At 73.3% G+C, this 11656-nt stretch carries 10 protein-coding genes; 9 read left to right on the top strand and 1 reads right to left on the bottom strand.

The features are described from left to right. Nucleotides 1-29: 29 nt before the first annotated feature. From ALSL_RS01365 to ALSL_RS01350, 4 genes are all read left to right on the top strand, one after another. Entirely contained in the window at nucleotides 30-1742 is a 1713-nt protein-coding gene (locus ALSL_RS01365; protein WP_126535941.1) for a hypothetical protein, read from the top strand. Nucleotides 1743-1897: 155 nt separating this feature from the next. Next, nucleotides 1898-2767 (top strand): SDR family oxidoreductase, encoded by an 870-nt coding sequence (locus tag ALSL_RS01360; RefSeq protein WP_126535939.1) that lies wholly within the window; start codon nucleotides 1898-1900, stop codon nucleotides 2765-2767. 79 nt (nucleotides 2768-2846) lie between these two features. Next, on the top strand, nucleotides 2847-5159 hold the full coding sequence (gene mrcB, locus ALSL_RS01355; RefSeq protein ID WP_425478999.1) for a penicillin-binding protein 1B: 2313 nt from the start codon (nucleotides 2847-2849) through the stop codon (nucleotides 5157-5159). Nucleotides 5160-5170: 11 nt separating this feature from the next. Next, complete coding sequence (locus tag ALSL_RS01350) at nucleotides 5171-5692, top strand: tetratricopeptide repeat protein (RefSeq protein WP_126535935.1); 522 nt, start codon at nucleotides 5171-5173, stop codon at nucleotides 5690-5692. Between the two features lie 185 nt (nucleotides 5693-5877). Here the strand turns inward: ALSL_RS01350 and ALSL_RS01345 are convergent, their stop codons facing one another. Beyond that, nucleotides 5878-6267 carry an MAPEG family protein gene (locus ALSL_RS01345; protein WP_126535933.1) on the bottom strand — a complete coding sequence of 130 codons (390 nt, stop codon included), beginning with the start codon at nucleotides 6265-6267 and terminating at the stop codon, nucleotides 5878-5880. Between the two features lie 458 nt (nucleotides 6268-6725). On the opposite strand from ALSL_RS01345, the gene yoaA reads away from it, so the two are divergent. From yoaA to chrA, 5 genes are all read left to right on the top strand, one after another. Further along, nucleotides 6726-8657: a DNA repair helicase YoaA gene (gene yoaA / locus ALSL_RS01340; protein WP_126535931.1), complete on the top strand. Its 1932-nt coding sequence runs from the start codon at nucleotides 6726-6728 to the stop codon at nucleotides 8655-8657. Nucleotides 8658-8799: 142 nt separating this feature from the next. Continuing rightward, nucleotides 8800-9138, top strand: coding sequence for a PadR family transcriptional regulator (locus ALSL_RS01335; protein WP_126535929.1), 339 nt, complete (start codon nucleotides 8800-8802; stop codon nucleotides 9136-9138). Nucleotides 9139-9176: 38 nt separating this feature from the next. Next, nucleotides 9177-9635, top strand: coding sequence for a DoxX family protein (locus tag ALSL_RS01330; RefSeq protein WP_198410665.1), 459 nt, complete (start codon nucleotides 9177-9179; stop codon nucleotides 9633-9635). Nucleotides 9636-9659: 24 nt separating this feature from the next. Next, entirely contained in the window at nucleotides 9660-10382 is a 723-nt protein-coding gene (locus ALSL_RS01325; protein ID WP_126535927.1) for a hemerythrin domain-containing protein, read from the top strand. Beyond that, nucleotides 10382-11614: a chromate efflux transporter gene (gene chrA, locus ALSL_RS01320; RefSeq protein ID WP_126535925.1), complete on the top strand. Its 1233-nt coding sequence runs from the start codon at nucleotides 10382-10384 to the stop codon at nucleotides 11612-11614. Before ALSL_RS01325 ends, chrA begins: the two co-directional genes overlap by 1 nt. Nucleotides 11615-11656: the final 42 nt, after the last annotated feature.

Raw genomic sequence — 11656 nt, 5'->3', positions numbered from 1 at the left:
CTGAAAAACCCGCCCTTTCCAAGGCCGCCATGAGCGAACGTCGCGATTCCCATCCCGGCCCGTCCGAACGCATCGAGCCGCGACTGGGCGACCTCGATCAGCTGGATCGACCGCTGCCGCCGCCACGCCCGCCGGAGGCACCGCCGCCCCCGCCGCGGCGCCGGCGCTGGCCCTGGCTGCTGCTCGGCCTGCTGATCGCCATGCTGCTGCTCTGGCTCTACCAGGACCGGCTGCGCAGCCTGGTGCCGAACACCGGCCTGAACGCCGCGCTGGACCGTGCCGAAGCCGCGCTCGCCGCCGGTCGGCTGGAGGGTGTCGACGGCGCCCGCGCACTGTTCCAGTCGGTGCTCGCCCAGCAGCCGGACGACGAGCGCGCCCGCCGCGGCCTGCGTGCGGTCGGCCTGGCCGAACTCGCCCGCGCCGACACGGCCTACCGCGCCGGCCGGTTGGACGAGGCGGCGCAGCACCTTGCCGTGGCCCGCGAACTGTTGGGCGGCGGCAGCGACGTCGAGCGGCTGGAAGGGCTGCTGGTCAAGGCCCGCGCGGCGACGCGCCCCGTCGATGCCTGGCTGGACCAGGCCGCCGCGGCGTTCGCCGCCGGCCGGCTGGACGGCCCGGACGGCGCCGGACCGCTGTACCAGCGCGTGCTCGAGGCCGACCCCGGCAATGCCGTCGCCCGCCACGGGCTGGACCAGGTCGGCGCCACGCTGGCCGCCCAGGCCCGCGCCGCGCTCGCGGCCGGCGACACCGCCACCGCCGCCACGGATCTCGATCGCCTCGCCGCGTTGCTGCCCGGCCATGCCGAACTGCCCGCCCTGCGCGCCGCCCTGGCCCCGGCATCGCCGGCCGCCGACGGCGATGCCCAGCACGCCGTGCAGAACGGCCTGGCGGCCCTGCAGGCCGGCCGCATCGACGGCGACGACGGCGCACTGGCCTGGTTCCGCCGCGCGCTGGCGATCGACCCGGCCAATGCCCCGGCGCGTGCGGGCCTCGCCCAGGTCGCCCAGGCGTGGATCGTGCAGGCCGAGGCCGCGCTGGACGCCGGTGATCGCGCCCAGGCCGGCGCCCTGCTGGAGCGGGCGGCCACGCTCGCCCCGGACGCGCCGGAACTCGCCGCCGCCCGGGACCGGCTGCAGACCGCCACCGCGGCCACGCCCGCCGCGGCACCGGCGCCGTCCGGCCCGCCCAGCGCGCCGGCGGCACCCGCGCCTGCCGCACCGCCCGTGTCGCCCGCACCCGCCGCGCCACCGGCCAACCTGCCCGCAGCCGCGTCCACGGCGACCGCCGCCGTCTCGCCACCCGCCGACCCGGCCCGCGACGCCCGCATCGCCGAACTGCTCGCGCGTGCCGACCAGGCTCTCGCGCAGGGGCGCATCGTGCTGCCGCCGGGCGACAGCGCCTACGATCTCTATCGCAGCGCGCTCGCCCTCGACGGCAACAACGCCGCCGCCCGGCGCGGACTCGAGGACCTTCCCCGCCGCGCGCTCGACGCCTACGACACCGCCCTCGCCCGCGGCGATCTCGCCCGCGCCGGCGAGCTGCTGGAGGACATCGCCGAGCTGCCCACCACCGCCCTCGACGCCGATGTCGAGCAGCGCCTCGGCAACGCCTGGCTCAGCCTGGCCGAACGCCAGCTCGCCGGCGGCGACCGCCGCGGCGCGACGCAATCCCTGGCCAAGGCCCGCCAGGCCACGCCCGACCCGGCTCGGCTGCAAGCCCTCATCGCCCGCCTGGGGCCCTGAACGCGGCCGGCCGATGCGGGGTGACCGATGCGATGTCGAGATCGTCAGGCGCCGGCCCGGCATGTCACGCCCTGCGGCCCGGGCCAGGTCAGCGGCCGTGACATGACGGCGCCGAGCGGCGCTGCCCGAGTCCTGCGCGTCGGCAGGCATTCGTCATGAGTCCCGGGCCATCGTACCCGGCACCGGTGCTGGTCTTCGGCGCGAGCGGCGCGATCGGGCGCTTCCTGCTGCCACGCCTGCGCGCCGCCGGGGTGCCGGTGCTGGCGGTGAGCCGTCGGCCACGGCCGGCGCACGCCGGCGTGTCGTGGCTCGAGGGCGCACTGCCCGACGCGGTGCCGGCGCTGCCGGTGGCGCCCGCCGGCATCGTCAGCCTGGGGCCGCTGGGGCCGTTCGCGCAATGGCTGGACACGGTGCGGCCGCGCGGGGCGCGGGTGGTGGCCTTGAGTTCGATGAGCGCGCAGAGCAAGCAGTGCTCGCCGGTGGCCGCCGAACGGGCGATCGCCGCCGCCCTGCAGGCGGGCGAGGCGCGCCTGGCCCGGGCCTGCCGGGCGGCGCAGGCGAGCCACGTCGTGCTGCGTCCCACGCTGATCTACGGCGCCGGCCTGGACCGCAGCCTGACGCCGATCGTGCGCCGCGCCCGCCGCCTGCGGGTGTTTCCCCTGCCGGCCGGACGCGGGCTGCGCCAGCCGGTGCATGCCGACGACATCGCCCTGGCGGTGCTCGCCGCGCTCGCCCGTCCGCAGCTGGACGGCCAGGTGCTCGCCATCGGCGGCGGCGAGCAGCTGAGCGCGGTGCAGATGTTCGCGCGGGTGCGCGCCAGCCTGCCCTTCGCCACCGTGCCGCTGCCGTTGCCGGCCGTGCTGCTGCGCGCCGGGGCGCGGCTGCTGCCGCGCCTGCGCGGGCCGCTCGGCCGGCTCGATGAGGACCTCGTCGCCGACAACGCGGAACTCGAACGGCTGCTCGACGTGCACCCGCGCCCCTTCGCACCGACCGCGGCCGCCTGGACGCCGCCGACGCCGCCCTGAAGGACACCCGCCGTTCAGAGCGCCGCCGGGCGACTGCCCCTATCATCGGCGGCCGATCCGCGCCCAGGAACCACCCGCGTTGCCCCTCTTGAACCGTTGCCGCCCGTTCATCGCCGCCCTCTGGCCGCGCGTGCGCCTGCCGTTCTGGGCCGGGCTGGGCTTCCTCCTCGGTTTTCTGGTGCCCTATGTCGTGGTGCTCGACCGGCGCGTGCGCGAGCGCTTCGACGAGCTGGTGTTCGCCGTGCCCACGCGGGTCTACGCGCGGCCGCTGGCGCTCGCACCCGGCGTGCCGATGACGCCGGCGACGCTGGAGCTGGAACTCACCTTCGCCGGCTACGGCCGCGACGGCCGCGGCGAGCTGCCGGGCAGCTGGACGCGCAACGGCGCCAGCTATCTGATCGCCTCGCGCGGCTATGCCGACCCCGACGGCGGCGAGCTGCCGCGGCGGATCCGGGTGACCCTGAGCCAGGGCCAGGTCGCCACGGTCCTGGATGCCGGCGGCACGCCGCTCAAGCTCGCCCATCTGGACCCCGCGCGCATCGCCACCGTGTACGGCGCGCAACAGGAGGAGCGGCGCATCGTCCATCTCGCCGACGTGCCGCCGCTGCTGGTCACCGGCCTGCAGGCGGTGGAGGACCGCGACTTCAAGCACCACTTCGGCATCGACCCGGGCGCGATCGCGCGCGCCGCGTTCGCCAATCTGCGCGCGGGCCACACCGTGCAGGGCGGCTCGACGCTGACCCAGCAGCTGGTGCGCAACCTGTTCCTGGACCGCAACCAGAACCTGCTGCGCAAGTTCAACGAGGCGCTGCTGTCGGTGCTGATCGAGGCGCACTATCCCAAGGACCGCATCCTCGAGGCCTACCTCAACGAGGTCTTCCTGGGCCAACAGGGCGGCCAGGCGGTGCACGGCTTCGCCGCCGCGGCCGAGTTTTATTTCGGGCGCCGGCTGGAGGACCTGCGCGCGCCGGAGATCGCGCTGCTGGTCGGCATGGTGAAAGGGCCGAGCTACTACGACCCGCGCCGCTATCCCGAACGCGCACTGGCGCGGCGCAACCTGGTGCTGCAGCAGTTCGCCCACACCGGCCTGCTCGACCCGCAGGCCGCCCGCGACGCCGCGGCCACGCCGCTCGGCATCGCCGCCCAGGCGCAGCTGCCGCACAACCGTTTTCCGGCCTTCATGCAGCTGGTGCGCGCGCAGATCCTGCGCGATTTCGACGACGCCACCCTGCGCGCCGGCAATCTGGCCATCTACACCACGCTCGACCCGGCCGCGCAGCTCTACGCCGAGCAGGCGGTGGCGACGACGCTTGCGCGCATGGGCCGCCGCGGCGAGCCGCTGCAGGCGGCCGGCGTGGTCACCGACGCGCGCAACGGCAACGTGCTGGCCGTGGTCGGCAGCCGGACGCCGGGCGACCAGGGCTTCAACCGTGCGCTCGACGCGCGCCGGCCGATCGGCTCGACGATCAAGCCGTTCGTCTACCTGGTGGCGCTGGCCGAGCCGGCGCGCTGGAATCTCGCCACGCCGCTGGACGACAGCCCGGTACTGATGCGGCAACCCGACGGCTCGCCGTGGATGCCGCAGAACGACGACCACCTCAGTCACGGCCAGGTGCCGCTGGTCGACGCCCTGGCCCATTCGTGGAACCTCGCCACCATCCATCTGGGGCTGGAAGTCGGCTTGCCGCGCATCCAGGGTTTCCTGCGCTCGTTCGGGCTGCAAAACGTCGACGCGGGGCCCTCGCTGCTGCTCGGCGCGGTGGATCTCTCGCCGATGCAGGTCAGCCAGCTCTACCAGTTCCTGGCCAGCGGCGGCCATGCGCTGCCGCCGCTGGCGGTGCGCGGCGTGCTGGACGGCGAGGGTCGCGCGCTCAAGCGCTACGAGGTGGAAGCTTCGCCCGGCCGTTACGCGCAGCCGGTGGCGCTGACCACCTGGGCGATGCAGCAGGTGATGCGCTACGGCACCGGCGCCGCGGTCGGCAACGGCGAGCTCGCGCGGCTCAATCCCGCCGGCAAGACCGGCACCAGCGACAGCCAGCGCGACAGCTGGTTCGCCGGTTTCACCGCCGACCATCTGGCGGTGTTCTGGATGGGGCGCGACGACAACAAGGTGACCAGCCTGTGGGGCAATTCCGGCGCGCTGCGCGCCTGGGCGGCGCTGTTCCAGCGTCTGCCGACGCGACCGCTGCCGCCGACGCCCGAGGGCATGGAGCTGGCCTGGGTCAACCCCGCCACCGGCCGCCGCACCGACCCCAACTGCGACGGTGCGCGGCAGATCCCGGTCATCCCGGGCTCGCTGCCCGCCGACACCGACACCTGCTTCTGGCAGCGGCTCGGCCATCTGTTCGGCGGCGGGCCCGCGCCGGCCGCCTCGACCGCACCTTCGCCCTGAACCTTCCCCTCATGCGTATCCGTCTGCTGCCGCCACTCGCCGCCCTGGCCCTCGCCGCCTGCGCCGCCGCGCCCGACCACCCCGCCCCGGACAGCCACGCGCCGCTGGTGACGCCGAACCACGATCCGCTCGCCGCGATCCGCGCCGCCGGCGCGCGCGAGGAATCGGTGATCGACGTCACGCCGCTGCGCGATCCGGGCCTCGCCGCCTGGCAGGACGCCGCGCATGCGGACGAACGCGCCGGCCGCTACGCCGAGGCCGCCGCCAAGCTGGACCGGGCGCTGGAATACAACCCCGAATCGCCCGAGCTGCTGCAGGACCGCGCCGAGATCGCCGTGCGGCTCAAGGATTACGCGACCGCCGAACGGCTGGCGCTGCGCTCGTGGTCGCTCGGCCCCAAGCTCGGCCCGCTGTGCGCACGCAACTGGCAGACCGTGGTGGAAATGCGCGAACTGGCCGGCGATACCGCCGGCGCCGCCACCGCGCTGCAATGGGTGGCGCGCTGCCACGTGCCCGGCGTGCCGCGTTACTGAACACAACCCATCGCCGGATCTGCGGCCGACGCAGGCCGGTTCCGCGCCGCGAAACGGGGGGCTTGCGGGCGCGCCAGGTTCCACGCGGTTCATCCGCGAGCGAGGAGCGCGCGGCCTGCGGCCGCCGCGAAAGCCTGCCCGGCGGCCGGGGTTGGAAAGCCGGCGCCGGGCAGGCCGGCGAGCCGTCAGAACAGCGCGGCCAGCAGCAGGATCAGCCCGACGATGCTGACGGCCCACACCAGCGTGCGCACGTACGGAATACCCGCCGCATAGGCCGGCACGTAGACGAGCCGCGCCCAGAAATAGAGCTGGGCGCCGAGCGCGGTATGGGCGTTCTGCCGGGACAACGCGAGCACGGCCAGCACCAGCGCGACGAAAAACGGAAACGTCTCCAGAAAGTTGGCCCGCGCCCGGTCCAGCCGGCCGGGCACGCCGGTCAGCGGCGGACCCGGCTGATCGCGCGGGCCGGCGGCCCAGCCAAGGCCCCGTTGCGTCATGGAACCTGCCGCAGCGAGTGCGATCTGCACCAGGCCCAGCACCACGCTCCACACCAACATGCGCATTTCGATGCTCATCGCCATGACCTCCCCTTGGGACTGATGCGCATCATGTCCGCAATCGTCCACGTATGCCAGCAGCCGGGCCGCACGTCGATCGCGCAGCCGCCGCGCCCGCACCGCGTCGAGCCCGATGGCCGTGGAACCGCGCAGCGCCAGGACAAAAAACGACACGTGGGCCGCGGCGCCGCGCGCCCAGTAGCGCCACGCGCCGCAGGCCGGAACGCTCGGGATTCGCCGGTAAAGCGGGGCACGGCAGGCTGCCGCGCCCCGCAACCTGGAAAGCAGGGCATCAAAGCCGGATCGGCGAGGCTGGACGGCCGCTTTGCGCGCTGCCGATGGCCCGCCGGCGCGACAAGGGACCTTGCAAGGCGTCGCGATCGGCCAAGGTCCGCCGACCGAAACCGGGCCGGCGCCGGTGTGCCCCTGCCACGCCTTGGCCGAACGCCGGCGACCGCGTCCGGCATACTTGGCCGATGGTGGATCACGAGGATGTCGCCGGCCTGCTCGGCATCGATGGCCCGTTCGCGCGGGAGCTGCCCCACTTCGCCCCGCGCGCGGCCCAGCAGGCGATGGCGCGGGCGGTGGCAGAGGCCATCGCCGGCCGCGACACGCTGCTCGTGGAGGCCGGCACCGGCACGGGCAAGACCTACGCCTACCTCGTGCCCGCGCTCGCCGCCGGCGTGCGGGTGATCGTCTCCACCGGCACCAAGGCGCTGCAGGACCAGCTGTACTTTCGCGACCTGCCGCGGGTGCGCGCGGTGCTCGGCGCACGCGTCGAGACCGCGCTGCTCAAGGGCCGCGCCAATTACCTGTGCCGCTACCGTCTCGAGCAGACCCTGCGCGAGGGCGCCGCGCTCTCCCCCGCCGGGGCCGCGCAGCTCGCCGCCATCCGTGCCTGGTCGGCGCGTACCCGCCACGGCGATCGCGCCGAGCTCGCGGACGTGCCGGAGGATTCGCCGCTGTGGCCGCAGGTCACCTCCACCGCGGAAAACTGCCTGGGCAGTGGCTGTCCCTTCTTCGAGGACTGCCACGTGGTGAAGGCGCGACGCGCGGCGCAGGAGGCCGACCTGGTGGTGGTCAACCATCACCTGCTGCTGGCCGACCTCGCGCTCAAGCAGGAAGGCTTCGGCGAGATCCTGCCCGGCGCCGCCGCCTTCATCCTGGACGAGGCGCATCTGCTGCCCGAGCTCGCCGGCGACTTCTTCGCGCAGCACGTGAGCGCCCGCCAGCTCCTCGACCTCGGCCGCGACGCACTGGCCGAATGCCACGGCGTGCACGGCGCCCTCGGCGCCTTGCGCGAACCGCTGGAGGCGCTCAAGGACGCGGTGCGTCGACTGCGCCTCGCCCTCGATCCGCTGCCTGCGCGCGGCGCTTTCGGCGTGCTGATGCGCGATGCGCAGGCCCGGCAGGCGCTCGACGCGCTGGCCGGGACGCTGGCGGCGCTCACCGACGTGTTGGCCGGCCAGGCCGCGCGCTCGCGCGGGCTCGAACATGCGCACGCCCGCGCGGCGACGCTCGCGCTCGCGCTGGACCGCCTGATCGAGGATGACGCGGCGCAGGCGGTGCGCTGGTACGAGTCCTCCGCGCATGGCTTCACCCTGCACGCCACGCCGCTGGACGCCGCCACGCCGCTGCGCCGGCTGCGCGAAGCCAGCGGCGCGGCGTGGATCCACACCTCGGCCACGCTCACCGTCGCCGGCGGCTTCGACCACTTCGCCCGCCAGCTCGGCCTGGACGAGCCGCCCGCGCTCGCCCTGGAAAGCCCCTTCGACTACGCCCGCCAGGCCCTGTGCTATCTGCCGCCGGGCCTGCCCGATCCGTCCGCGCGCGACTACACCGAGCGCATGCTGGAGGCGGTGCTGCCGGTGCTGGAGGCTTCGGACGGTCGCGCCTTCCTGCTGTTCACCGCCCACCGCGCGCTGCGCCGCGCGGCGGAGCTGCTGCGCGGACACGTGCCCTGGCCGCTGTTCGTGCAGGGCGAGGCGCCGCGCCACCGGCTGCTGGAGGACTTTCGCGCCAGCGGCCGGGGCGTGCTGCTCGGCGCGGCCAGTTTCTGGGCCGGCGTCGACGTCGCCGGTGAAGCGCTGAGCGTGGTGGTGATCGACAAGCTGCCCTTCGCCGCGCCGGACGATCCGGTTCTGGAAGCGCGGCTGCAGGCGCTCGCGGCCGCCGGCGTCAACCCGTTCATGGGCTGGCAGGTGCCGGCCGCGGCGATCGCCCTCAAGCAGGGCGCGGGCCGGCTGATCCGCGACGTGCACGACCGCGGCGTGCTGGTGCTGTGCGATCCGCGCCTGACCGGCAAGGGCTACGGCCGGCTGTTCCTGGCCAGCCTGCCGCCGCTGCCGTGCACACGCGAACTGGCGAAGGTGCGAGCCTTCCTCACACCCCGCCCGGTCGCGGCGTGAGCGGCGTTTCCGCCGAGGCGTGGCCCTCGGAACGGCACGACTTGCGTTGTGGAGGCTGCATGAGTCCAGACAGCATCAAGCAGCCTTACACGGCGTTGACGGCCATTTAACGCGACAACATCCACGATATCGAAAAACGATTATGACATACGATTTTCTACTGACCGGTCTGGTGCCCCTGCACGTGCTGCATCACGCGGTGGAGGGTGACATCTACGGCCAGGCAATGCTGGAGGAGCTGCGCCGACACGGTTATCGGATCGGCCCCGGCACGCTCTACCCGATGCTGCACCGGCTGGAGGAACGCGGATATCTCAAAGCGCGCGAAGTGCGAAACGGCAAGAGCATGCGGCGCTACTACCGTGCCACCGCCAAGGGACGCAAGGCACTGGATGCGGTCAAACCCCAGATCGGTGAATTGTTCGGCGAGCTGATCGGGCAGGACGCCACCCGCCGCGGCGCATCCGCGAAGAAACGCTGAAGTTATTGGTTGAGGAGGCGAACATGAACAGGTCCGCGATGCAGGCGAACGACGCCGCCGTCATCCTGATCCGGCTGGCGGTCGGCCTGGCGGTGTTCTTCCCCGAAGGCTTGCAGAAGCTGCTGTTTCCGGAGCTGCTCGGTGCCGGGCGCTTCGCCGCCATCGGCATTCCGTGGCCGGGATTCTTCGGCCCTTTCGTCGGCGTGGTGGAAACGCTTTGCGGCCTGTTGATTGTGCTCGGCCTGGCCACCCGCTGGGCGGCCGTGCCGCTGATCGTGGTCATGATCGTGGCGTTGTTGTCGACCAAAGTGCCGATCTGGCTGGGGCACGACTGGTGGATCTTCCACGCTCCCAAGATGAGCCGCTACGGCTTCTGGAGCGCGCAGCACGAAGCGCGCGCGGACGTGACGATGCTGCTCAGCCTGCTGTTCCTGTCGATCGTAGGCGGCGGCCGCTGGTCGCTGGATGCCCTGCTGCGACATCGCCGTCCCCTCTGACCCATCCCCGAGGAGCTTGCCCTAATGAATATCGAAACCAGCACACGCCGCCGCTTTCTCGCCACCTTCGGCGTCGCCGGCACCGGCCTGTTGATCGCGCCGGCCTTGGCCATGGCGGCCGAAAAAGGCGCGGAGAAGGCGAGGGAGAAAGAACAGCCGGTCACCGCCAACGAGGATCTGATGCGCGAGCACGGCATCATCCGCCGCGCGCTGCTCGTCTATGCCGAGGCGGCGCGGCGTATCCGCGACGCGACGGCCTCGCTGCCGCTCGCGGCGCTGGCCGACACGGCCACGCTGTTCCGCAGCTTCGCCGAGGACTATCACGAGCGTGCGCTGGAGGAGACGCACATCTTCCCGGTCGTGCGCAGGCTGAAAACGCCGGTGGCCAAGTTGCCAGACATTCTGACCGCCCAGCACCAGCGCGGGCGCGAGATCACCGACTTCGTGCTGCGCGTGGGCAGGCGCGGCACGCTGGACGCGGACGGCGCGGCGCTGGCGACGGCGCTGGAAGGCTTCATCCGCATGTACGACCCGCATGCGGACCGCGAGGACACCGAGGTCTTCCCGGCCTGGAAGGCGGCGCTCGGTGCGCACGGATACGAGGAAATGGGCGAGCGTTTCGAGGCGATCGAGCACCGCACCTTCGGCGGCGACGGCTTCGACGAGGCATTGGCGCGCATCGCCGCCATCGAGGCCACCTTCGGCCTGGCCGATCTCGCCGCGGTCACGCCGCCGCCGCCCGGATGATGCCGGCCGAAGCAGATGCCGATGGACGGCCCCAGGCCCCGGGCAGCGGCACGCCCGGGGAAGTCTTCGGCGCGTTCCTGAAGCTCGGCGTGACATCGTTCGGCGGCCCGATCGCGCACCTGGGCTATCTGCACCGCGAATTCGTCCAGCGCCGCGGATGGCTGGACGAGGCGCACTACGCGCACCTGCTGGCGGTGTGCCAGTTCCTGCCGGGGCCGGCCAGCAGCCAGTTGGGCTTCGCGCTCGGCCTGCTGCGTGCCGGCTGGCGGGGCGCGCTGGCCGCCTTCATCGCCTTCACTCTGCCTTCGGCGCTGCTGATGTTCGGCTTCGCCGCGCTGGCGCCCTTCTTGGGACACGGGCTCGGCGCGGCAGCCGTCCACGGCCTCAAGCTGGTCGCGGTGGTGGTGGTCGCGCACGGCCTCGTCGGCATGCTGCAGCGACTGACCCCGGATGCCGTGCGGGCATCGATCGCCGCCGGCGCCACGGCCCTGGTCGCCATCACCGGCAACCCCTGGATGCAGTTGCTCGCCATCGCACTCGGCGGCCTCGCCGGCCGGTGGTGGTGTCGGCACCTGGCGCTGCCCGACCGGGCGGACTTCACATTGCCATACGGCATGCGGCTGGCCGGCGCCTTCCTGATGCTGTATCTGGCCGGGCTGGCCGGCGCGCTGTGGATGGGGGCGGCGGCCACGCCGACGCCCCAGGCGCTGGCCGCCGCCTTCTACAAAGCCGGCGCACTGGTGTTCGGTGGCGGCCATGTGGTGCTGCCCCTGCTCAAACAGGCCGTGGTCGACACCGGCTGGTTGCGGCCCGATGCCTTTCTTGCCGGTTATGGCGCCGCACAGGCGGTGCCTGGCCCGATGTTTTCGCTGGCGGCGTATCTCGGCGCCCAGGTGCCGCTGATGTGGCCGCCGGCCGCCGGTGCCGCGCTCGCCCTGCTCGCCCTGTTCCTGCCCGGCTTCCTGCTGCTGCTCGCCGCCTTGCCGGCCTGGTCGCGCGTGGCGCAGCACCCCGCGGCCGCCGGTGCCATGGCCGGCATCAACGCCGCCGTGGTCGGTCTGCTGCTGGCGGCGTTCTACGATCCGGTGTGGCGAGAGGGCGTGCGCAACGGCATCGATTTCAGCATCGCGGTGGTCGGCTTCGTGCTGCTGGCCGCCGTGCGGCTGCCGGTGGGCTGGCTGTTGCTGTGGTGCGTGGCCGCGTCCCTGATCGCGGCGAGCGTCCTGCCCTGAACCCAAGGTCATGCCGGAGCGACCGGCGCACGGAGGAATCGA

This window comes from Aerosticca soli, from assembly GCF_003967035.1.
GTDB classification, from domain to species: domain Bacteria; phylum Pseudomonadota; class Gammaproteobacteria; order Xanthomonadales; family Rhodanobacteraceae; genus Aerosticca; species Aerosticca soli.
Note: the sequence above shows the minus strand (reverse complement) of the source record. Positions and strands in the feature narration are given on the sequence as shown.